This is a genomic window from Marinobacter sp. LV10R510-11A, assembly GCF_900215155.1.
Taxonomy (GTDB): Bacteria; Pseudomonadota; Gammaproteobacteria; order Pseudomonadales; family Oleiphilaceae; genus Marinobacter.
In genome coordinates, this window is record NZ_LT907980.1 from 2,237,752 (window position 1) to 2,258,800 (window position 21,049).

21 protein-coding genes, 2 tRNA genes and 1 pseudogene are annotated in these 21,049 nt (G+C 54.2%); 11 read left to right on the plus strand and 13 right to left on the minus strand.

All coding sequences use genetic code 11. The features are described 5' to 3' along the window. Window positions 1-34: 34 nt before the first annotated feature. Window positions 35-484 carry a CopD family protein gene (locus tag CPH80_RS10705; protein ID WP_096277661.1) on the minus strand — a complete coding sequence of 150 codons (450 nt, stop codon included), beginning with the start codon at window positions 482-484 and terminating at the stop codon, window positions 35-37. A gap of 305 nt (window positions 485-789) precedes the next feature. Here CPH80_RS10705 and CPH80_RS10710 point away from each other — a divergent pair. Then, window positions 790-866 (plus strand) — tRNA-Met (locus tag CPH80_RS10710). 91 nt (window positions 867-957) lie between these two features. Further along, on the plus strand, window positions 958-1,407 hold the full coding sequence (locus CPH80_RS10715; protein WP_096277663.1) for a PACE efflux transporter: 450 nt from the start codon (window positions 958-960) through the stop codon (window positions 1,405-1,407). Here the strand turns inward: CPH80_RS10715 and CPH80_RS10720 are convergent. Next, complete coding sequence (locus CPH80_RS10720; RefSeq protein ID WP_096277666.1) at window positions 1,404-1,736, minus strand: SMR family transporter; 333 nt, start codon at window positions 1,734-1,736, stop codon at window positions 1,404-1,406. The genes CPH80_RS10715 and CPH80_RS10720 overlap by 4 nt on opposite strands. Before the next feature lie 181 nt (window positions 1,737-1,917). On the opposite strand from CPH80_RS10720, the pseudogene CPH80_RS10725 reads away from it, so the two are divergent. From CPH80_RS10725 to CPH80_RS10735, 3 genes and pseudogenes are all read left to right on the plus strand, one after another. Beyond that, window positions 1,918-3,195, plus strand: a pseudogene (locus CPH80_RS10725) (O-acetylhomoserine aminocarboxypropyltransferase/cysteine synthase family protein). A 161-nt stretch (window positions 3,196-3,356) separates the two neighbouring features. Next, window positions 3,357-4,400 (plus strand): lipoyl synthase, encoded by a 1,044-nt coding sequence (lipA, locus tag CPH80_RS10730; RefSeq protein WP_096277668.1) that lies wholly within the window; start codon window positions 3,357-3,359, stop codon window positions 4,398-4,400. Window positions 4,401-4,649: 249 nt separating this feature from the next. Next, window positions 4,650-5,087 carry a hypothetical protein gene (locus tag CPH80_RS10735; RefSeq protein WP_134032809.1) on the plus strand — a complete coding sequence of 146 codons (438 nt, stop codon included), beginning with the start codon at window positions 4,650-4,652 and terminating at the stop codon, window positions 5,085-5,087. Window positions 5,088-5,192: 105 nt separating this feature from the next. Here CPH80_RS10735 and CPH80_RS10740 read toward each other — a convergent pair whose 3' ends face one another. Further along, window positions 5,193-5,636, minus strand: coding sequence for a Spy/CpxP family protein refolding chaperone (locus CPH80_RS10740; protein ID WP_096277672.1), 444 nt, complete (start codon window positions 5,634-5,636; stop codon window positions 5,193-5,195). A 171-nt stretch (window positions 5,637-5,807) separates the two neighbouring features. On the opposite strand from CPH80_RS10740, the gene ylqF reads away from it, so the two are divergent. The 3 genes from ylqF (at window position 5,808) to fnr (ending at window position 8,807) form a co-directional block, all read left to right on the plus strand. Next, window positions 5,808-6,743: a ribosome biogenesis GTPase YlqF gene (ylqF, locus tag CPH80_RS10745; RefSeq protein WP_096277674.1), complete on the plus strand. Its 936-nt coding sequence runs from the start codon at window positions 5,808-5,810 to the stop codon at window positions 6,741-6,743. A gap of 11 nt (window positions 6,744-6,754) precedes the next feature. Beyond that, a complete protein-coding gene (gene fabB, locus CPH80_RS10750) occupies window positions 6,755-7,969 on the plus strand; it encodes a beta-ketoacyl-ACP synthase I (RefSeq protein ID WP_096277676.1) in 1,215 nt (404 codons plus the stop codon). 82 nt (window positions 7,970-8,051) lie between these two features. Beyond that, complete coding sequence (fnr, locus tag CPH80_RS10755; RefSeq protein ID WP_096277678.1) at window positions 8,052-8,807, plus strand: fumarate/nitrate reduction transcriptional regulator Fnr; 756 nt, start codon at window positions 8,052-8,054, stop codon at window positions 8,805-8,807. A gap of 40 nt (window positions 8,808-8,847) precedes the next feature. Here the strand turns inward: fnr and CPH80_RS10760 are convergent, their stop codons facing one another. Next, complete coding sequence (locus tag CPH80_RS10760; RefSeq protein ID WP_096277679.1) at window positions 8,848-9,726, minus strand: sugar nucleotide-binding protein; 879 nt, start codon at window positions 9,724-9,726, stop codon at window positions 8,848-8,850. Window positions 9,727-9,810: 84 nt separating this feature from the next. Between CPH80_RS10760 and CPH80_RS10765 the strand changes: the two genes are divergently transcribed. Then, on the plus strand, window positions 9,811-9,993 hold the full coding sequence (locus CPH80_RS10765; protein ID WP_143752922.1) for a hypothetical protein: 183 nt from the start codon (window positions 9,811-9,813) through the stop codon (window positions 9,991-9,993). Between the two features lie 20 nt (window positions 9,994-10,013). Here CPH80_RS10765 and alr read toward each other — a convergent pair whose 3' ends face one another. From alr to rnr, 8 genes are all read right to left on the minus strand, one after another. Next, on the minus strand, window positions 10,014-11,090 hold the full coding sequence (gene alr, locus CPH80_RS10770) for an alanine racemase (protein ID WP_096277683.1): 1,077 nt from the start codon (window positions 11,088-11,090) through the stop codon (window positions 10,014-10,016). After that, complete coding sequence (gene dnaB / locus CPH80_RS10775; RefSeq protein ID WP_096277685.1) at window positions 11,090-12,496, minus strand: replicative DNA helicase; 1,407 nt, start codon at window positions 12,494-12,496, stop codon at window positions 11,090-11,092. The genes alr and dnaB overlap by 1 nt, the downstream gene beginning before the upstream one ends. A gap of 181 nt (window positions 12,497-12,677) precedes the next feature. Beyond that, a complete protein-coding gene (gene rplI, locus CPH80_RS10780) occupies window positions 12,678-13,124 on the minus strand; it encodes a 50S ribosomal protein L9 (RefSeq protein ID WP_096277687.1) in 447 nt (148 codons plus the stop codon). Between the two features lie 20 nt (window positions 13,125-13,144). Continuing rightward, entirely contained in the window at window positions 13,145-14,011 is an 867-nt protein-coding gene (locus CPH80_RS10785; RefSeq protein ID WP_096277689.1) for a hypothetical protein, read from the minus strand. A gap of 26 nt (window positions 14,012-14,037) precedes the next feature. After that, a complete protein-coding gene (rpsR, locus tag CPH80_RS10790; protein WP_007348899.1) occupies window positions 14,038-14,268 on the minus strand; it encodes a 30S ribosomal protein S18 in 231 nt (76 codons plus the stop codon). A gap of 25 nt (window positions 14,269-14,293) precedes the next feature. Next, window positions 14,294-14,761, minus strand: a complete 468-nt coding sequence (gene rpsF / locus CPH80_RS10795) for a 30S ribosomal protein S6 (RefSeq protein ID WP_096277691.1) — start codon at window positions 14,759-14,761, stop codon at window positions 14,294-14,296. A gap of 230 nt (window positions 14,762-14,991) precedes the next feature. Further along, window positions 14,992-15,729, minus strand: coding sequence for a 23S rRNA (guanosine(2251)-2'-O)-methyltransferase RlmB (gene rlmB / locus CPH80_RS10800; protein WP_096277693.1), 738 nt, complete (start codon window positions 15,727-15,729; stop codon window positions 14,992-14,994). Between the two features lie 15 nt (window positions 15,730-15,744). Beyond that, window positions 15,745-18,204 carry a ribonuclease R gene (gene rnr / locus CPH80_RS10805; protein ID WP_096277695.1) on the minus strand — a complete coding sequence of 820 codons (2,460 nt, stop codon included), beginning with the start codon at window positions 18,202-18,204 and terminating at the stop codon, window positions 15,745-15,747. Between the two features lie 253 nt (window positions 18,205-18,457). Here rnr and CPH80_RS10810 point away from each other — a divergent pair. Both CPH80_RS10810 and CPH80_RS10815 read left to right on the plus strand, forming a co-directional pair. Next, window positions 18,458-18,544: transfer RNA gene (locus tag CPH80_RS10810), tRNA-Leu, on the plus strand. A 239-nt stretch (window positions 18,545-18,783) separates the two neighbouring features. Continuing rightward, window positions 18,784-19,167, plus strand: coding sequence for a potassium channel family protein (locus CPH80_RS10815; protein ID WP_227520122.1), 384 nt, complete (start codon window positions 18,784-18,786; stop codon window positions 19,165-19,167). Here the strand turns inward: CPH80_RS10815 and CPH80_RS10820 are convergent. After that, a complete protein-coding gene (locus tag CPH80_RS10820; protein ID WP_096281553.1) occupies window positions 19,159-21,036 on the minus strand; it encodes a hypothetical protein in 1,878 nt (625 codons plus the stop codon). The genes CPH80_RS10815 and CPH80_RS10820 overlap by 9 nt on opposite strands. Window positions 21,037-21,049: the final 13 nt, after the last annotated feature.

Sequence of the window (21,049 nt, forward strand, 5' to 3'; positions counted from 1 at the left end):
GACATCCGCAGCCTCAGCCTAGTTCTACCGGACATTAGCGCCCGGCGGCACCAATCACAACCACCACAATGCCGATGATCAGGTTGACGCCCACCAGCTTGCGGATCTGACCTACCCGGCGGGCACCTTCTTCGGGGTTTTTCTCAGCAACCGCGTGCTTCAGCCGGCGAAAAGGCGCGAAATAAATATGGGAAAATAGAAGCATCATGATCAGGCCAAGAGCTTGCATCACATGAATGTGCCACCCTGCCCCGGCCATACCACCAAATACGTTGAAAATCATCCAGTAACCGGTTACCAGCAACAACGCGACCGACAGCCAGACCCAACGGAAAAACCGGGACAGAGTCTGACACCAGAGCACACCACGTTGGGATGCTTCCACCACCTCGACTACCGCCGGGCGCATCGCCATGTAGGCGAAGAACATACCGCCAACCCAGATAACCGCGGACAACACGTGCAGCGCAATCGCCAAACTCATAAAAAGCCTCCTGGCAGATAGAAATTCAGAAGCATCACACTAACACGGCAACCGACTACGGGCCCGCTAGGAAAAGGGAGGTTATCCTAGAGATCCCGGTTATAGACGAGCTGCGCCGCGTACTGAATATATTCCAAGTCACTTTTTAAAACACCAAAAATACTTCAAGCCACTGTTTTAAAAGTATTTATAGTCGAGTGCACGAACATTTTAGGGCAGTTTCAAGGTCAGATGCTACGGCCACCGCTTGACACGCCAGCCCTCCATTCATAAGATACGCGCCGCTTCCTTTGGTGAAGCGAAGTGGCAAGGTAGCTCAGTTGGTTAGAGCACGGCACTCATAATGCCGGGGTCGGCGGTTCAACTCCGCCCCTTGCTACCAGTATTCGAAAAAGGTCGCGATTCACGTCGCGGCCTTTTTTTATTTACGGGCAATGAACACGCGCAGCGCCCTGCCTTTGCGGAGATGCATCATGAGAACCACCGGCGACAGAATCCGGCAAGCGGTTTCGTTTGAAGTTATAGGCCTGCTGATTTCGGTTCCCCTTGCAGCTTTTGTCTTCGGCTACTCTCTCGAAAAAATCGGCGTGCTCGGGCTGATTGGCGCAACTCTCGCCACCACGTGGAACTACATCTTCAACCTTGGCTTTGATCACACGCTGAAACGGCTGACCGGCTCAACACGTAAATCCCTAAAAGTTCGTTTCCTGCACGCATCCAGTTTCGAACTGGGGCTGTTAGTGGCGTTTCTTCCGGTTATTTCTTGGTGGATGGATATCGGATTGCTAGATGCACTCTTAGTGGATGTGTCGTTTGCCCTGTTTTATCTGGTGTACGCCTTTATTTTCACCTGGAGCTACGACACAATTTTCCCAGACACAGATACAGAGGCCTCACCCAGTAAAAAAGCGCCACCCAACTAGTGAGCGCCGGCCCGGGACAGAGCATTCAGCACAAACACACCAGACACAATCAGCGCCATACCAACCATGCCCCAGGCATCGAGTTTCTGCCCGAACGCCAGCCAGCCAACTGCGGCCATCAGCACTATGCCTAGCCCTGCCCAGATCGCGTATGCGATACCCACCGGAATGGAGCGTAAGGCCAGAGACAGCAAGTAAAACGCGGCACCGTAACCGAGGATTACAATCACCGATGGCGCAAGCCGAGTAAATCCTTCACTCGCTTTCAGTGCAGATGTGGCGATAACTTCCGCCACTATGGCTATCCCCAGTAAAACCCAGTTATTCATCAAATATACCTTCCGCTCTCAATAGTTTGCTGCCACTTGGCCTTGTTTCGGGCCTTATTGGGCACCCATATTATCTTCAGGCATGTCACGATTGCATACCGTTATAAACCCCGCCAAATCTATATGGCATACTGGCACCCGAAACGAATAACACCGACTACTCATTCGCAAGGAAGTTAACATGAAATTCGAAACGCTCGCCCTACACGTCGGCTTTAAAGGCGACCCTACTACCAAGGCGGCCACCACACCGATCTACTAAACCACGTCTTACACGTTTGACGACACCCAGCATGGTGCAGATCTGTTCAACCTGAAGGTTGCGGGCAACATTTATACCCGAATCATGAACCCAACCAACTCTGTGCTCGAAGAGCGTTTGGCCGCACTTGAAGGCGGCGTAGGCGCCTTGGCCGTCGCCTCCGGCATGGCAGCTATTACCTACGCCCTGCAAACCATCTGCCGGGTTGGCAATAACATCGTCAGCACCAGCCAGCTGTACGGCGGCACATACAACCTGTTTGCCCACTCACTGCCCAATCAGGGCATTGAGTGCCGCATGGCCCGCCACGACGACTTCGACGCCGTCGAAAAGGCCATCGATGACCAAACCCGTGCTCTGTTCTGCGAATCCATCGGCAACCCTGCCGGCAACGTGGTAGACATTGCACGCTGGGCCGAGATTGCCCACAAACACGGTATCCCTCTAATTGTTGATAACACCGTGGCCACACCCTACCTCTGCCGCCCGTTTGAACACGGCGCAGACATCGTAGTTCACTCCCTCACGAAGTACATCGGCGGCCACGGAACCACCGTAGCCGGTGCCGTAGTGGATTCAGGCAAGTTCGACTGGAAAGCCAACGGCGCGAAGTTCCCAATGATGAACGAGCCGGATCCGTCTTATCACGGCGTGGTTTACACCGAAGCCTTGGGCGCCGCTGCGTTTATCGGTCGCTGCCGCGTTGTGCCGCTGCGTAATACTGGCTCTGCACTCTCGCCGTTCAACTCGTTCCTGATCATGCAGGGCCTGGAAACCTTGGCGCTGCGCATGGATCGTCACTGCGAGAACGCTGAGAAGATTGCTCAGTTCCTGCAGGATCACCCGGCGGTGGCGTGGGTTAACTATGCCACGCTGGCCAACAGCCCATTCAAAGCCACTTGCGAGAAAATCTGTGGCGGCAAGGCCTCTGGCATTCTGAGTTTCGGCATTAAGGGCGGGCGCGACGCGGGCGCCAAGTTCATTGATGCGCTCGATATGATCTACCGGTTGGTGAACATCGGCGATGCTAAATCACTGGCCTGCCACCCGGCAACCACCACCCACCGCCAGTTGAGCCCGGAAGAGCTCGAAAACGCGGGTGTAAGTGAAGACCTGGTGCGCTTGTCTATCGGCATTGAACACGTAGACGATATATTGGCCGACATTATTCAAGCTCTGGAAAAAGCCCAGGCTTGATTATCCTCAACTGGGCACGACGAAAATCGTACCCAGTATTCCTTCTTGCACCCTTCTAACGCTCTTCCAACACCCCGTGATTGCCCTTACCCACCTTGTAACTGCCCCGCCAGCGGATTATTCTCTTAGTCTCCCAAAGCCTTAATGAGAGTCCGGTTGCAATGAGCGAAAGCGCAAAGCCCCGCGTCACCAGTGGTTCCAAATTCCGCAACGAGCATGGCTTTTCGGCCATCAAAGATGGCGTAAAGCGCTCGGCAAACCAGGAATCTGCACCAATTGAGCGCAAGCCCAAGTGGCTAAGGGCGCGAATGCCCGGCGGTGAGCGCTACGAAGCCGTGCGCAAAAATGTCAGCGACAACCGGGTGAGCACCGTATGCCAAGAATCTCACTGCCCCAATATAGGTGAGTGCTGGACAGCCGGCACCGCCACTATCATGGTGATGGGCTCGGTGTGCACTCGCGCCTGTCGCTTCTGTGCGGTGGATACCGGCAATCCCAATGGTTGGCTGGACAAAGACGAGCCCGAAAACACAGCCAAGTCCGTCGAGCTCATGGGGCTGCGCTACATTGTGCTAACCTCGGTAGACCGCGACGACCTGGATGATGGCGGCGCAGCCCATTACGCAGCCTGCGTATCAGCCATCAAAAAACGTACGCCCGAAGTTGCTGTGGAAGCGCTGACGCCAGACTTTGACGCAGTGATGTCCGATGTGGAGAAGGTGCTCGATTCCGGCCTTGAAGTGTTTGCACAGAATGTGGAAACCGTGGAACGGCTGACGCGCCGGGTACGTGACCCTCGCGCCGGGTACCAGAAAACCCTCAGCGTGTTAGCGCATGCCAAACAATACCGCCCCGATGTGCTTACCAAAACCAGCCTGATGCTAGGCTTGGGCGAAACCGAGGAAGAGATCCATGCCACGATGGACGACCTGCGCGCCATTGGCGTGGACATCTTAACTCTGGGCCAGTATCTACGCCCTACGCCGAATCACCTGCCTGTAGAGCAGTACGTGACACCAGAAGCGTTCAACAGATATCGCGAGGTTGGTCTAGAAAAAGGCTTTATGGAAGTGCCCTCCGGGCCTATGGTGCGCTCCAGTTACCGGGCAGACAGGGTATTCGACAGAAACAATCTGGGGCTGGCGGTACCGGAAGTACCCTGTGCCAGCAATGCCATGCAGATTCCAATCAAACACGTTGAATAGCGCACAACTCGAGAATTTCGTTTAGGGCTGCCCTATCCCTCCAGCTTGCGTTTCACTGCCAAAGCACCGAAAACCTCCGGGTTCGCACGCCGTGCGTGACCCACCATTCGGATGCATCTTTGGTTGCGAGATTGGGGCTGCTCCGGTTGTTAAATTAATAGCAAAGAATGGAATTCTGACGATGAAAACTTCCCACTTAAATCTCTCCTAGTTGCCGCAACCGATACCACGGCTGTGCTGGCCGCTGGCATGGCTTCCGCACAGGAATCTGAGTCGAACGATATCATGATGGGTTTCAACCCGTTTTCTAACAGCACCAGCGTTTCAGCACCCTCCTACATGATTGGCTTCAAGGCCAGCGAGCAACTAATGCCGTTCGCTTATGCATCTTTGACAGACCGTGGCGGCGATAGCGACACCCGGATTGGCTTGGGCGGCGGTGCGCGTTTGTATTTGGGCGACATGTCGACCCGCATCCGCCCCTTCGCGGGTGGTGCCCTTGGCATCACTAGCGCCGAAGATACCGGCTTCGGTATTGGTGCTTTCTTTGGTGCAGAAGCCATGATCACTGACGGCATATCCATCAGTGGCCAAGTTGGCGCGGAGATCGGTGATGACGGTGGTGAGTATAGCGACACCACTATCGAACTGGGCACCGCCAACGTAATGTTCAACCTGTACTTCTAATCAGTCAGTTGAGTTGGGGCGGTGCGCACATTGGCTGCGCACTGCCCCTTTCCTATCTTAAACCTCACCCACCACTGCAGGGTAGATGAGACGACAGGCCAAAGCTTACTGGCCTTGCTGCTGCATCATCTGGCGCTGCTGCATTTGCTGACGCATCTGCTGCATTTTCTTATCCAGTTCGTCGCGCTGCTCCTGAGTAAACACGCTGTCTACTTTGGCCTGCATCAGGGTTGAAAGTGCTGCGATTTCACCGGTCACCTCACCAAGATCTTCAGCGTGGTCGCGGATAGCGTCTTCATCGTAATCCGCTTTGATTTCACCCTGCATCTTTTGCTGCAGTGTTTTGGCTTCTTCACGAAGGGGTTCGATCTCGCCCTGCATTTCATCAAGAATGCCACGGACTTCTTTCTGCTGATCCTTTGAAAGCCCTACCATCTGTGCTAACTGAGCGACTTGATCAGGCTGGCCACCAGCGGCTTGCTGGGCCAATGCCGGTGCTGACAGGCTCAATGCTACAAGAGCGGTACCGAACAGTTTTGCGAGCGTCATAGAAATCTCCGTTAACGATTTAGTTTAAAGGTGATCAACTGGATTAACACCCTAAAGCATCCCGCCCCATAAGCGCATTGAAACAAATGTGAAAGTTTAGTCATTCCCCTTCATAATGGCGCGGTTCTACCGGCGCCTGAATATCACGCTGAATACCAAGAGAGTATCAAGATGGCTATTAACTGGTTTCCAGGGCACATGCACAAGGCCCGTAAGGAGATCAAACAGATCATGCCTCAGATGGACCTCATCATTGAGGTCCTAGACGCACGCATTCCCTTCAGCAGCGAGAATCCGCTGGTGCCAGCCCTGCGTGGAGAAACGCCACTGATCAGAGTGCTGAACAAGCGCGACCTGGCCGATCCGGATATCACCGCACAATGGCAGACCTGGCTGGAGAAGGAGCGCGGCGTGCGCACCATTACCCTCACACAAAACCAACGGGGTGAGGCACTGGATATCCTTCGGTTAGCCGGTGAAATGACACCGAACCACGATCGCCAGAAAAGCGCTCTGCGGGTAATGATTCTAGGCATACCCAACGTAGGGAAATCCACTCTGATCAATACGTTGGCCGGGCGCCCGGCTACAAAAACCGGCAACGAACCGGCAGTGACCAGGGCACAGCAAACCATCAAATTGCCAGACAACATCCTTCTTTATGACACCCCAGGGTTTCTGTGGCCAAAGCTCTCGCCAGAAGAATGCGGCTACCGGCTGGCGATTACCGGCGCCATACGCAGTTCTGTGCTGGATTTCGATGATATCGCCCTGTTTGAGGCCGACTACCTGCGAGAGGCCTACCCAGAGCTGCTGATGGCCCGTTACGGCTTTGATGAACTGCCCGTAGATGGCTTGGCCGTGATGGACGGCATTGCTGCGAAGCGCCGGTTCCTGGGGCGCGGTGGCGTGCCCAACTTCAATAAGGTCGCAGAAGTATTGCTCAATGAATTCCGCGCAGGCACTCTTGGGAGGATTACTCTGGAAACGCCAGAGATGGTTGAGCGCGAAATCCAGGAAGCCGCCGTCGCTGAGGCAGAAAAAGAGTCTAAATTGGCAGAAAAGAAGGCCGCTTCCAAAGCATCCCGTTCTGGCCGCCGCCACTAGAGGAGAACTGTATGAGACGAGTCGTCGTCACCGGCATGGGCATTGTTTCCTGCCTAGGTAACTCCCTTAATGAGGTTCATACAAGCCTTAAAAATGGAACATCTGGCATCCGCTTTAATGAAGCCTACAAAGAAATGGGCTTTCGCAGCCTAGTTTCTGGCTCCCCGGTAATAGATACCACGGTTATCGACCGTAAAATGCGCCGTTTCATGGGCCCCTCTGCCATGTACAGCTACCTCGCTATGGAGCAGGCAATTGCCCAAGCGGGTCTTAGTGAAGAGCAGATTTCCAACGACCGCACGGGCCTGATTGCCGGTTCCGGCGGCTCATCCTGCTCAAGCCAGGTAGAAGCAACCGATATCATGCGCGCAAAAGGCGTAAAGCGCATTGGGCCCTATATGGTACCGCGCATCATGACCAGTACGGTTTCTGCCTGCCTAGCCACCGCTTACAAAATTCGCGGCGTGAATTACTCCATGTCCTCCGCTTGCGCCACCAGCGCGCACTGCATCGGCCACGCCATGGAGCAGATCCAATACGGCAAGCAGGATATTGTATTCGCCGGTGGTGGCGAGGAAGAGGACTGGAGCCTCACCATGATGTTCGATGCCATGGGCGCACTTTCCACCAAGTACAACGACGCACCCGAAACCGCGTCCCGCCCATTCGATTCAGGGCGAGATGGCTTTGTGATCGCCGGTGGCGGCGGCATGGTGGTGCTGGAAGAGCTTGAGCATGCAAAGAAGCGCGGCGCCAACATTATTGCGGAGCTCACCGGCTACGGTGCCACTTCCGATGGCTACGACATGGTGGCACCTTCGGGTGAAGGCGCCCAGCGCTGTATGAAACAGGCCATGGCAACCGTTCGCGGCAAGATTGACTACATCAATGCCCACGGCACCAGCACACCTGTCGGCGATGCAGCCGAGATAGGCGCGGTGCAGAAAACCTTTGGGGCAGACATCCCTGCCATTTCATCCACAAAGTCCCTCTCCGGGCACTCCCTTGGTGCTGCAGGGGTTCATGAAGTCATCTATTCCCTGTTGATGCTGCAGCACGGCTTTATTGCAGGCACCGCCAATCTCGTGTCGGTAGATGAGGCCATTGGTGATATGCCGTTGGTAGGCCCTGGAGGCCAGAGCGCAACGCTCAATGCCGTTATGTCCAACAGCTTCGGCTTTGGTGGAACAAACGCATCTTTGGTGTTTGAACGACTACCAGTCTGATGAATACGCGGGGGTCGACTCTTCGACCCCCGCGTATTAAAGTGGTAACTTGATTTGCATCAAATTGGACGGTTTATAAGTAATGGCCCAAGCACTAAAATTCCGCCAAGCTACCTCTCCTCTCAAAGCTTCCTGTCACCAGTGCAGCCTAAGCAACTTGTGCCTGCCTCTCGCCGTTCAGGATAACGACCTAGACAGCTTGGAAGACATCGTTCAACAGGGCCGCATTTACAATCGCGGCGAACATATTTTTGAGCAGAACTCGCCGTTTCGTTCGTGTTTTGCCGTAAAGAGCGGATCAATCAAAACATCGATTATTACCGAAAGTGGTGAAGAGCAGGTCACAGGTTTCTTTATGCCCGGTGAGCTTGTGGGCTTGGACAGCATGAGCGATGAATCTTACGTCTGCACAGCCAAGGCTCTAGAACGCACCAGCGTGTGCGAGTTCCCGATAGACAAGCTGGAGGAACTCACCGGCAAGCTGCCAGATTTGCAGCACCATATGTACCGTCTGATGAGCCAGGAAATCCAGAAAAGCCATCAGCTTGCTATGCTGCTGAGCAAGAACACGGCCGAAGAGCGCATTGCATCCCTACTTTTGTCGCTGTCTAGCCGCTTCGAGCGTCGGCGCATGTCCCCCACTAACTTTAGCCTGCCAATGGCCAGAAACGACATCGCCAACTTTCTGGGGCTTGCTGTAGAAACGGTCAGCCGGGTTTTTACCCGCTTTCAGAACCAGGGCATCATACGGGCAAGGGGCCGCGAAGTGGAACTGCTGGATGTTGAAGCACTGCAACTGGTAACCCGGGAGTTTTCCCGCCAGGTTTGCCAGCAGTAAACGGCCTTTTCCGGAACCGGCCTATACTAAGTGGTCGGTACTAATTGGTCGATATTCCGACCTCCGCACGCATCGCCTCATCCTTCAAAATTTCCAGCTCACCAAGCAGCCCTGAGCGCCAAGGGAACTGTTTGATGCCAAATGTATTGCGGATTTTTGTACAGATCAGTTTGGTGTTTGGTGGCTCCAGATGGCCCCATGACGGCATGCCGTCCACTACGTGAAAATCTTCCGAAATCTCCGGCAGGCCTACAATTGCTAGGCCCAGCTCGTACAGGCTAATGGCCTCAGCACCGGCATACTGGAATGTTCCCCACACCTCTGCACCACAATCTAACTGCCGTATAACAGCGGTCATAACCCTAGCGAGATCTCTCACTGATACAGGCTGACCCACACACCGCCCCGGCAATAGTAGGGGTTCGGTAGTGGCGGTGCTCGACTGAATCTTGCGTATAAAGCGGCTTAGGCTCCAGCCAGTACGTAAAATGATATGTCTGGGTAAGAGCGTGCGCAGCGCCTGCTCACACTCCCACTGCCAGTTACCCAGCTCATTAACCGGCTGGCCAGGATTAGAAGCCAGGTAGCCACTTTGTTTACGGCCATCAAAGACATAACACGATGATAATTGAAACAGTGCGATGCCTCGGTCACGGGCATATTCCGCCATGGCTACAGGTAGTGAAAATGCCGCTTTATGAGTGCCTTCGGGGTCCCGTTCTGCGGCCTCTGGATCGGTCAGCCACAGCGCATTAACAATGAGATCCGTGTCTTCCGGGATCCAGTTTTCCAAAGCACTGAAATCGGCAGTAACAGGGTTGCTGACCAGCAAGGGGCTAACATGCAGAGATGTCTCCCGAAGTCGCTCGAGCAGAACTTTCCCCAACGGGCCGTAATCGTGAACAACAAGTACATGCACTAGAGCTCAATGCCTCCGGATATAACTTAGTTGACGGATTCAGAATTCGATCAGGCCAATGGTTTCCCATCACCAGTTTATACAATGCTTCAAACAACGCGATACAGCCATAGCACCATGATGCTGGGCATGGCCAGAGTAGGCATCAGTAGCATGCTAAAAGGCAGTAAAATGATCATCCATAAAGTTCTCAAAAAACTGGATGATCGCAGCCTAGCTTCCATTCTCGATTTCATCGAGGAAATCATTCACGAGCCCGAAAGCTAAAGCTCGAATGCAAAAAAATACTAATAAGAAGTACGGGGAACCCGACTGGTAATACCCGTTAACAACTCATAAGAGATGGTACCGGCACAGCTGGCAACCTCATCTACCCCTACCGTGCGCCCCCAAAGCTCAACGAGATCGCCTTCGCCGGCCTCCGGCGCATTGCTCAAATCCACCGCCAGCATATCCATAGACACCCGGCCGATCAGCCGAATCCGGCGACCACCAATCGCGGCTGGTGTGTCGGTGCCAGCATGGCGGGGGTAGCCGTCGCCATACCCAATGGCCACCATACCCATTCGAGTATCGCGCTCTGCAACCCAGGCACCCCCATAACCCACGCTTTCACCGGCTTTAACCACCCGCGTCGTAATAAGCGGCGCTTCTAAGGTCATTACGGGCTCAAGACCCAAATCGGGCCCCGTCTTGCCGACTATGGGTGATCCGCCATAGAGCATGATACCCGGGCGGCTCCAGTCAAACAGTGGTTGGCCGGGAATGAAATGGGCTGCAGAATTACCCACGCTTTTCATCAGCAAGGGCCAGGGAGAGGTTGCCGTTTCAAAGGTGGCCGTCTGTGCAGCGGTCATTGGACTGCTGGCATCGTCGGCGCAAGCAAAGTGGCCTACAAAACCCTGCAGCTTGGCGCCAGCGCTCATTTTCTCCAGCCGGGCCATCACCGCAGGCAGGTCATCCGGCCGAAAGCCCAAGCGGTTCATGCCGGTATTAACCTTCAACCAAACATCGGGTGCGTAGCCCCCCTGCTCCAACCAGTCCAGCTGATGTTCTACATGTAGCACCGGCTCAAAATTACGATGCACGCAATCCGCAAAATCATCAGCGGCATGCACACCTTGGAGCAGCACCACTGGCTGAAAAAGGCCGGCAGCTCGAATAGCCACCGCTTCTTCAATGCAGGCAACGGCGTACTTAGGTGCAACATCCGACAGGGCAGAGGCGATCCGGGCAATACCGTGGCCATAACCATCCGCTTTTACAACAGCCATTGTTTTAGCGCTGCCCGCACGCTCGCACGCTGCGCGATAGTTGTTGCGAAGCGCATCCAGATCAATGCGAGCGGTTGTGCTACGCGGCATCAGTACTCACCACCATAATCGCCGTAGTCACCATGGGCCAAGTCTTCAAACTTTGTGTATTTACCGATAAACGCCAGGCGAAGAGTGCCGATAGGCCCATTACGCTGCTTACCGATAATGATTTCGGCAATGCCCTTATCCGGCGTGTCCTCGTTGTACACCTCATCACGGTAAACAAACATGATAACGTCCGCATCCTGCTCAATCGCGCCAGATTCCCGCAAGTCCGAGTTAATGGGGCGTTTGTTGGGGCGCTGCTCAAGGCTTCGGTTAAGCTGAGAAAGTGCGACCACAGGGCAGCTGAGTTCTTTGGCAATGCCCTTCAACGATCGGGAGATTTCAGAGATCTCTGCCGTCCGGCCTTCGGTGTTGCCTGGCACTCGCATCAGCTGTAGGTAATCGACCATAATCAGGCCGATCTTGCCCCCGTTCTCCCGGGCAATCCGGCGCGCGCGGGAGCGCAGCTCAGTAGGGCTGAGGCCGGGCGTGTCATCAATATACAAAGGCTTGTCTTTGAGCAGGCTAACGGCGGAAGTCAACCGGGGCCAGTCGTCTTCTTCAAGCTTACCGCCGCGGATTTTGGTTTGATCAATTCGCCCCAACGACGAAAGCATACGCATAGCCAGCGCATCTGCAGGCATCTCCATACTGAACACCAGAACCGGAGTGCCCGTGCTTATCAGTGCATTCTCGACAATGTTCATGGCAAACGTGGTCTTACCCATAGAGGGGCGACCTGCCACGATGATGAGGTCTGCAGGCTGCATACCAGACGTCTGCTCATCAAGATCTTTAAAGCCGGTGGTCAAACCCGTTGTTTGTTCGCCAGATTCAAACAGTTCTTCTATACGGCTAAGGGTTTTGGTCAGAATCGGGTTAATAGACTGGGGCCCCGAACCTTCCTTAACCCTAGACTCTGCAATCTTAAAGACGTTGCGCTCAGCTTCATCCAAAATCTCGTTACTGTTGCGCCCCTCGGGATTGAACGCAGAGTCTGCAATCTTGCCTGAAACCTCCACAAGCTGCCTCAGGATGGAGCGCTCACGAACAATCTCAGCGTAGGCGCGGATATTGGCAGCGCCCGGTGTTTTTTCGGCCAACTCGGCCAAATAAGACAACCCGCCAGCGTCTTCAATATCTCCCGCTCGCTCCAAAAACTCCGCAAGGGTAACAACGTCCAGGGGTTCGTTTTCGTTGGCAAGGCGCTCAACCGCACCAAAAATCAGCCGGTGGTCCTGGCGATAAAAATCGGCCGTAGAGATTATCTCGGTGATCTCGTCAAATCGACGGTTATCCAGCATAAGACCACCAAGCACTGCCTGCTCCGCTTCTGCTGAATGCGGGGGCACCTTGATGCGGCTGGTTTCCAAGTCGGTATTTGCGGATTTCAGAGTAGGCTTAGCCATGAACACATCTTCAGTTGAACGTCACAACCACGACAGTGCATGAGGAATGTCGCAGCAATGGGAGGGGGTTACTGGATGCTAACAGCATACCAGAAAGCAACAGGCCCGAAAGCCGTATTACACGGTTCGGGCCTGTTGGGTGTGCCGGGGTAAACCCAGCACGGCTTTCAAAGAAAGCAGATTACGCGGCAACTACCGCCAGCGTAACAGTCACTTCAACGTCTGAGTGCAGGTGAAGCTCAATTTCGTACTCACCGGTCGCCCGTAGCGGGCCTTCCGGCAGACGAACTTCACTCTTCTCAACGTCGGTACCTGCAGCGGTGATTACGTCTGCAATATCACGCACACCGATAGAGCCGAACAGCTTACCTTCGTCACCGGCTTTGGAGCTTACAGTGAAGGATGCACCTTCCAGAGCCTCAGCGCGGGACTGAGCTGTTGCCAGCTTGTCGGCCGCAGCCTTCTCAAGATCGGCACGACGCTCTTCGAACGCCTTCAGGTTTGCTTTAGTGGCGGGCGCAGCTTTACCATACGGAAGCAAAAAATTACGGCCGTAACCAGACTTAACTTTTACCTTGTCGCCCATGGAGCCAAGGTTTGCAACTTTCTCGAGCAGAATAACTTCCATCTCGTTAACCTCTTCGTGCTTTATTCAGCCGGCCCGGCAGGCTTTATTCGCCCCCGGATATCTAGCCAGCTATCCACAAAAGCCAGAACCACTAACAGAATCATCAGGCTTGGGCCCAGAAGCACCAGCGCAACGTAAAACATTGCAAGCCACTGGGAGCTCAGTTTTTTACGCCCAACAATGCCATGAATGAGTGCCAGTCCTGCCAAAAACATCGGCGTTCCGGCTACCCAGACCAGTAGCATGGCATTCAGCCCAATAAACGGGCCTACAACCATGGTGACGGTAAAAACCACAGCAACGGGGGGTGACAACCTAAGGCCATGAAATTCCTTTCGGAAACCTCCGGGATTATACAACCCCGATTGCCACGACCTTGCAAGCATTGTCATGCCCACGCCCACTGCCAGATAACTACCGGCCATACTGGCGTTCATCGTGTCCCGTATAACCGTCTCGAGATCACTCCCAAGCGCGCGGGCCACTTCAGCATTGTATTGTTCGTAAAAACTGATCCCGGCGCGCACGAGCTCGTCCATCAAGCCAGGATACATCATGGGCAACGTAAGCCCCATAACGATCGCCAGAAAGCTCCCTCCTAAAAGGGCTCTTTCCCAAGACAGCGTTGCTCTGATCAATGACGCCATCAGCATCACTTGCAGCAACACCGCCAAGGCCGTTGGATCGCCTCCAAACACACCCCAGCCAAGAGCCGGAAGTAATGCCCAGAGACCAATGGTAAGCCCTTGGCTGATGCCAAGCCTGAGAATAACCAAGCCGACAACCGCCGCGCCAATCCAGAACAGCAAAGGTATCGCAGTTGTGACTGCGGCTACCCCGCTGGCCTGCAGGGGACCGCGCATTACAAATTGTGCTAGAGCACGCATGGTCCCAAGTCCTGTTTATCTGTTACTTAGTTATCGTGGCTGTCCGAGTACGGCAGCAGTGCCAGGAAGCGGGCGCGCTTGATAGCGGTAGCCAGCTGGCGCTGATAACGTGCTTTTGTGCCGGTAATACGGCTGGGCACGATTTTGCCGGTTTCAGTGACATACCCTTTCAGGGTGTCCAGATCCTTATAATCGATCTCTTTAACACCTTCTGCCGTGAACCGGCAGAACTTTCGACGTCTGAAAAAACGAGCCATAACGTAACTCCTCAACTCCGGTTAATTACTCTTCTTCGTCCTGGGTTTCAGCTTTCTGGCTGTCTTCTTTGGGCTCTTCTTGACGCTCCTCAGAAGGTTCAGCTTGGCGCTTTTCAGAAGGTTCAGCTGAACGACGTGGACGATCATCTCCGCTCGGACGACGGTCCTCACGGGACTCAGCGGCTTTCATCGGAGAGATATCAACAACGGCTTCATCGCGACGCAGAATCAGGTCACGGATAATGGCATCGTTGAACCGGAAGTTGTGAGTCAACTCGTCCATTGCTGTCTGTGAACATTCTACGTTCATCAGCACATAGTGAGCTTTATGAATCTTGTTGATCGGGTATGCCATGTGACGACGACCCCAATCTTCCAAGCGATTTACCTTGCCGCCATCTTCAGTGATGAGGGCGGTATAACGCTCGATCATCGCGGGCACTTGCTCGCTCTGATCCGGGTGTACCATAAACACGATTTCGTAGTGACGCATGAGTTCTCCCTACGGTTTGGGCAGCTTTCCATATTCGCGGACTCGCCGGGAACTATGAAAGCAAGGAGGTGGCAGCCTGAGCCGCCGGTTTTTTTGCTTTATCAATGAAGCTTTACAAGAAAGGCTTGATCAAAAGCGAGGCGTTGCACACCTGACAAAAGGCAATACTAAACCTCCCCCTAAGAAAAGGGGTGACGCATTCTAGGCGGACACAGCCTTCTGTGCAAGAGCTAACCCAGACGCTGGCGTAAAGCTTCGTACAGACAGACACCCGTCGCAACAGAAACGTTGAGACTATCTACATGGCCAAGCATGGGTATATTGATCAGCTGATCGCAGTGCTCGCGGGTGAGCCTGCGCATGCCCTTTCCTTCCGCGCCCATAACCAGCGCAACTGGGCCTTTGAAATCGGCCTGGTACAGTGTTGCTTTGGCTTCGCCCGCGGTACCAATCAGCCAAACCCCTTGATCCTGCAGAGTGCGAAGAAAACGGGCCAGGTTGGTTACACGCACAAACGGCACGGTTTCCGCAGCACCACAGGCAACTTTACGGGCCACCGGCGTTAGCGAAGCGGACTTATCTTTGGGCACAATAACGGCTTGCACGCCAGCTGCGTCGCAGGTACGCATACACGCGCCCAGATTATGAGGATCGGTTACGCCGTCCAGCACCAGCAAAAACGGCGGCTTATCACTTGCTGCGAGCTGGGCCAGAAGATCGTCTTCTGTCCACTCGCGGCTCTCACTAACCGCCGCAACAACGCCCTGGTGAACTCCACCGACCCGCTCATCTAGCTCTCGGCGATGGACAACTCCCCACTTAACCCCGAGCTCGTCCAGGGTATCTGTGATGGTTTTTACCCGCCTATCCTGCCGGCCGGTCTGAATCCAAACCTGCTGCAACCTTCCCGACTCGCGTTTGAGGACAGCCTCAACTGCGTGCCAGCCAAATACATATTCGTCGGACACTGATTCAGCTTCCTATTACTTGTCTGTCTTGCGTGGTTTCCGCGGCTTGCTGGCACCGGCGGGCTTGCTCGCTTTTCCAGGCTTCGCGTCTTTGCCGCCTTTTCCGCCTTTCCCTGATTTAGCAGCCGCACCCGCTGGCGCACCGCGTCGGCTACGGCCTTTATCGGCCCGCTTGCCGTCCTTGCCTCGGGTATCTCGCTTCGCAACATCCAGAGCGTCACGATCTGCCTGGCGACGTTTTGGTTCGCTGACCAGCTCGAGATCGATCTTGCGATCCTCCATGCCAACCCGCATCACACGAACGCGCAGCTCGTCACCCAAGCGGAAACTAATAGCCGTGCGCTCGCCAATCAGGCGATGCTTAGCCGAATCGTGATGGAAATAATCACCATTAAGAGTAGAAACGTGCACCAGGCCTTCGATGTAAACACCCGACAGCTCAACAAAGAACCCGAAGGGCACAACAGCAGCAATCACCCCGTCAAATTCTTCGCCCACATGGTCACTGAGGAACTCGCATTTCAACCAAGCCATAACATCGCGGGTGGCGTTATCAGCGCGCCGCTCAGTCATAGATACATGCTCGCCCAACTGCACCATACGGGCATAATCGTATGGGTACTCAATCAGTTCCGGATCAAACACAGCCGGCGACACCACATCCTTCGTTACCTCAGGATTGTGAATCCGGGATTTGATAGCCCTGTGCACAATAAGGTCGGGGTAGCGTCGAATCGGTGACGTAAAGTGAGCGTAGCTTGGAAACCCAAGGCCAAAGTGACCACGCTCCTCTGGGCTGTATACCGCCTGACTAAGCGAGCGCAACATAACCGTTTGGATGACATTGGCATCTGCCCTGTCCGCTATCTGGGACAACAACTCCTGATAATCGCCTGAGACCGGTTTATCTCCCCCACCCAGCTGCAGGCCAAGCTCCCCGAGAAACAGGCGCACGGAATTGAGCCGCTCTTCCGCGGGGCCATCGTGCACTCGGTAAAGCGCGGGCATCTTGTGCTTCTTAAGGAAACGCGCCGCCGCTACGTTGGCGCACAGCATGCTCTCTTCCACAATTTTGTGAGCATCGTTGCGATGCACCGGCACAATCTCTTCTATTTTGCGCTCCGCATCGAAAACAATCCGGGTGTCGGTGGTTTCAAAATCAATAGCACCACGCTCTGTTCGCGCTTTGCGCAGCAACTTGTAAAGATCGTACAAGTTATGCAAATGCGGAAGCACATCGGCGTACTGGGCAGACAACCGCGAACCAGACTCTGAATCTGGCCGCTCCAGCATGTCACTAACCTTGTTATAGGTTAGCCGTGCGTGGCTGCGGATAACTGCCTGGTAAAAAGTGTAACCACTGATATTACCGGCAGCGCTGATGGTCATGTCGGCCACCATGCACAGGCGGTCTACATCTGGGTTCACAGAGCACAGGCCGTTGGACAGCTTCTCCGGAAGCATAGGCACTACGTGATCCGGGAAGTAAACGGAGTTACCTCGGCGCAACGCCTCCTCATCAAGAGGTGAACCGGTGCGCACGTAGTGAGATACGTCGGCTATAGCCACTACCAGGCGATACGCGCCTCGGCCTCGCGGCTCGCAGTAAATCGCATCGTCAAAATCCCGAGCGGTTTCGTCATCAATGGTTACTAACCGCATATTGCGGATGTCCACTCGGTGCTTCTTATCCTTCTCCGACACTTCACCCAGAATAGCCGCTGCCTGCTCACCCACCTCTGTGGGCCAGCTGTGAGGGATGTCGTATGAGCGAATAGCCACATCGATCTCCATCCCCGGGGCCAAGTGCTCACCCAAAATCTCGACGATCTTGCCGGTGGGCTGAGTACGAACCGTAGGCTGGCGCAAAATATCTACAACTACATACTGGCCATGATACGCCTCACCCACATGCTCTTCCGCTACCAGCACTTCGTGGTTGATGCGCGCGTTCTCTGGCATCACATAAGCGATACCACTTTCTTTAAAGAAACGCCCGACTGTCTGGTGCGTACGATGCTCAATCACCTCAACAATAACGCCTTCGCGACGGCCACGATCATCTACCTTGTCTACACGCGCAACCACCCGGTCACCATGAAAGACTTGGCGCATCTGGCGGGCGGTAAGAAACAAGTCCGACCCGCCATCGTCTGGCACCAAAAAGCCAAAGCCATCTTTATGACCGATAACCCGACCACTAACCAGATCGGCCTCTTCGATGGGCAAAAACGCATCGCGGCGATTACAGATAAGCTGGCCGTCGCGGCACATGGCAATCAGGCGACGCCTGAGCGCTTCGATGCCTTCCGGGCTTGTTTGGCTAAGTTCGGCACACAGCGTCTCGTGTGTTGCCGGCGCCCCCCGCTCTTTCAGGTGCGCAAGAATGAACTCCCGACTCTGAATTGGGTTTTCATAATTCTGAGCCTCTCGGTCAGCGTGGAGGTCTTTGTGCTCTTTATTCTTGGAAACCATTCGGATCCTTGTTCAATACGGCGCCACAGCGGCGCTGTTCATATTTATTTACAATATAGTATACGTTGGTACAGGTCGGCTGACTAACAACCCACCTTTTATACGCATAAATACGTGACATTCATTTACCAAGAAATTGTTTGACAGCTTCAGCGGGAATTATTAAAGTACGCGCCATCAGGTGAGTCATCATATCATCTTTGGCAGAAACCCCCAGTTTTCAACAAACTAACGGTAAATCTGCAAATCACCTGCCGAGGTGGTGAAATTGGTAGACACGCTAGCTTCAGGTGCTAGTGCTCGCAAGGGCGTGGAGGTTCAAGTCCTCTCCTCGGCACCATTCTAATTGAATGGCCTCCCAGATCAACGAATTACACCCTAGCCAATGGCTTAATTCTCTCTCTGGCACACAAAGCTTGCCCACAGATGTCTTGTTGTGGGCATTGAAAATGCGCCCACCATACCTCCCCGTCAAAAAATTAGCGCCGGCGGCTCGGGTAATCTTCGTCTTGTAAAGTACCTTTATTTTTGAGTCGTCATCGGCAGCAATAACAAAAACCAGCCTATCCGGAAGACCTAATGCGTAGGCTTCTCTACAGATATGTAGACACTACAGCCTGGGATCTGCTTTGGGAGGCCACCGCCAAACGCAAATTTGAACTGCTCATGAGTGCAGCCATCGCCTTTATTTTACTTCTCGTATCAAGCGCATTTCTTTACTTGTTCGAGGCGGAATCGCAGCCGGAGGCTTTTGAAAGCATCCCCAGGGCCTTCTGGTGGAGCGTAGCTACGCTGACAACAGTTGGATACGGGGACGTCACGCCTATCACCGCTGCCGGCAAATTCTTCGCGAGTCTCACGGCCATTTCTGGCATCGGCATTGTTGCTATGCCCACTGGAATACTTGCAGCTGCCTTCAGCGATGCTTTTCAGACCCGACAAGACACTACGCGGCTACCTTAGCCGTTCCACAAGGTATTCAGACAAGTTTTTGTAGGTGTAGTCTACCCGCGCGTACACACCAGAGGGCACATCCTCAAACTTGCGACCACAGGAGCGGTTGCTGCCGTAGCTTTTGAGATATGCCTCGCGGATAAGGTTGGGTGTTCCACCAAGAGGGGTCTCAGCATTTCTGTCTGGATAATACAAAGCCCACTCAAAACCTTCCTCGGCATCGACGTTATCGAGGCCTGCCATCTCTGGGGCGAGGAACCCGTACCTTAGGGGCCGGTTAATAAGTTCGCCTCGGGTATCAAATTCCAGAGAAAGCCCGGTAAACCCAGTTGGTTGGGGCTCATAGCCCCAGAATGCATAGCCATGAAACCCGGTCACTACTTGAGCTGCGTTCTCGGCATCTTCTTCAATTGTGCAGCTCTGGAGCCCTCCGCTGTAGATCAGGGATTCCTGCTCAACACCGTCTTCTTTGAGCTGATACCCGGGGAAACCGTCGGGGGCGCTAGATAACTTTGGAATCAGTGTTCGGGTAAGCGTGCTGTTTTGCTGGGGAATTTGGGCGACCAGTTCTGCTAGCTCTCCATCGCTATAGCTCCAACTGTAAGTTACCTCCGGATTTCCTCCCAGCTCAGTCGAACCCGGCTGAATGCTTTCAAGTAGGTGGCAGGTGGTGCCGGTTTCGAAGGTAGCCGTGCCTGCAGCCCAGTCAAACACCAAGCGCTCATCAATACCCGGATTGGAATAAGCAATACTGCTCTGGGGCGATAAGGACGCTGACGGCAACCACTGGGTACTAAGCTTTGCCATATAGCCTTTAACGCTCAACAACCTCGCAATTTCTTGCATAGAAGGCGCAAGGCAGCCATCGACGCTGATAGATTGCAGCCGCCCGTCTTCGCTGTAGTCAAACTTCAGTTCTGCCGAAATCAGCAAACTCGACCGGTTGGCCGGAAGCTCACCCGACTGTTTTGGCTGAGCGTAAACACGTTGACTGGTTAGCAGTACCGGGTCACTCAACTCCACAGGTACCTCAGGCAAATCGATCAGGTCTACACCAATGTTTGCGTAGTTGCCTTGAGCCTCTGAATCAACGGCCGCAATCACATCACCGGCGTTCTGCACCAGAGAGATACCAAGAAGGAACGCGCCTGGGCGGCTTAGAAAACGCTCTGTGCCATCACTCCCAGGCTCGGCCAGCGCATTGTTGTAAGCGTCGGGAAACTGGCTGGCCATAAAGCGCGCCATAGCTCGCGCATAAGCATGGGCGCGATCATCTTCGGCGAGCACATAATCCTTCAGCAGATTGATACCGGCCAGGCTAGAAAGAGAGGTATCTGTGGAGTTCAGCAAGGGGCCGAGCGCCGCAAGGCGGCGATAGCGAGCTAGGGTGGTAAGCGGGGTAATGTTGCGCACGCCCGGCGCTGCAGAGAGCAAAAACGCACGAGGAACCTGCACATCGCCCCTAAATGTTTGCTCTAGGGTTTTCCCGGGAATGGCCAAAGCATATAAAGGAAATTTGCGCGGATCAATATTGGGGCCCACTGTCGGACCTACCACAAGCTCCAAGGTATCCAATGAGAACTGGCCACCTTCGCCGCTCATGGCTGTCGGCTCCCCGGACGGCAAGGTAATCTTTCGGCCAGAGGCCAGCTCAAACTCCATAGGCCCGCGTGTGTATTGGCTATCGCCGTCCATATCCAGCCACACCCGGGCATTTTTCAGGTAGCCGTCTATTACCTTGCCTGTATAAGGGGCTGGTACGCTGTATTGCACACCATCAAAGTCGCGCCCATCCACAGGCAGCTCATCGGATTCCTTGCCGCAGCCGGCAATGGCGAGAAAAAGTACGGAAACAGGCAGGAAAATCAGAGATTTCATCACGGCAACCATT

Bases quoted from the DNA above. Each gene is read 5' to 3' on its own strand.
- CPH80_RS10820 (WP_096281553.1), bottom strand. From the start codon at position 21,036: ATGAAATCTCTGATTTTCCTGCCTGTTTCCGTACTTTTTCTCGCCATT.
- CPH80_RS10765 (WP_143752922.1), top strand. From the start codon at position 9,811: ATGCTTCAAACAACGCGATACAGCCATAGCACCATGATGCTGGGCATG.
- dnaB (WP_096277685.1), bottom strand. From the start codon at position 12,496: ATGGCTAAGCCTACTCTGAAATCCGCAAATACCGACTTGGAAACCAGC.
- CPH80_RS10715 (WP_096277663.1), top strand. From the start codon at position 958: ATGAGAACCACCGGCGACAGAATCCGGCAAGCGGTTTCGTTTGAAGTT.
- rpsR (WP_007348899.1), bottom strand. From the start codon at position 14,268: ATGGCTCGTTTTTTCAGACGTCGAAAGTTCTGCCGGTTCACGGCAGAA.
- lipA (WP_096277668.1), top strand. From the start codon at position 3,357: ATGAGCGAAAGCGCAAAGCCCCGCGTCACCAGTGGTTCCAAATTCCGC.
- fnr (WP_096277678.1), top strand. From the start codon at position 8,052: ATGGCCCAAGCACTAAAATTCCGCCAAGCTACCTCTCCTCTCAAAGCT.
- CPH80_RS10735 (WP_134032809.1), top strand. From the start codon at position 4,650: ATGGCTTCCGCACAGGAATCTGAGTCGAACGATATCATGATGGGTTTC.
- CPH80_RS10705 (WP_096277661.1), bottom strand. From the start codon at position 484: ATGAGTTTGGCGATTGCGCTGCACGTGTTGTCCGCGGTTATCTGGGTT.
- ylqF (WP_096277674.1), top strand. From the start codon at position 5,808: ATGGCTATTAACTGGTTTCCAGGGCACATGCACAAGGCCCGTAAGGAG.
- CPH80_RS10815 (WP_227520122.1), top strand. From the start codon at position 18,784: ATGCGTAGGCTTCTCTACAGATATGTAGACACTACAGCCTGGGATCTG.
- alr (WP_096277683.1), bottom strand. From the start codon at position 11,090: ATGCCGCGTAGCACAACCGCTCGCATTGATCTGGATGCGCTTCGCAAC.
- fabB (WP_096277676.1), top strand. From the start codon at position 6,755: ATGAGACGAGTCGTCGTCACCGGCATGGGCATTGTTTCCTGCCTAGGT.
- rpsF (WP_096277691.1), bottom strand. From the start codon at position 14,761: ATGCGTCACTACGAAATCGTGTTTATGGTACACCCGGATCAGAGCGAG.
- CPH80_RS10785 (WP_096277689.1), bottom strand. From the start codon at position 14,011: ATGCGTGCTCTAGCACAATTTGTAATGCGCGGTCCCCTGCAGGCCAGC.
- rplI (WP_096277687.1), bottom strand. From the start codon at position 13,124: ATGGAAGTTATTCTGCTCGAGAAAGTTGCAAACCTTGGCTCCATGGGC.
- rnr (WP_096277695.1), bottom strand. From the start codon at position 18,204: ATGGTTTCCAAGAATAAAGAGCACAAAGACCTCCACGCTGACCGAGAG.
- CPH80_RS10740 (WP_096277672.1), bottom strand. From the start codon at position 5,636: ATGACGCTCGCAAAACTGTTCGGTACCGCTCTTGTAGCATTGAGCCTG.
- CPH80_RS10720 (WP_096277666.1), bottom strand. From the start codon at position 1,736: ATGAATAACTGGGTTTTACTGGGGATAGCCATAGTGGCGGAAGTTATC.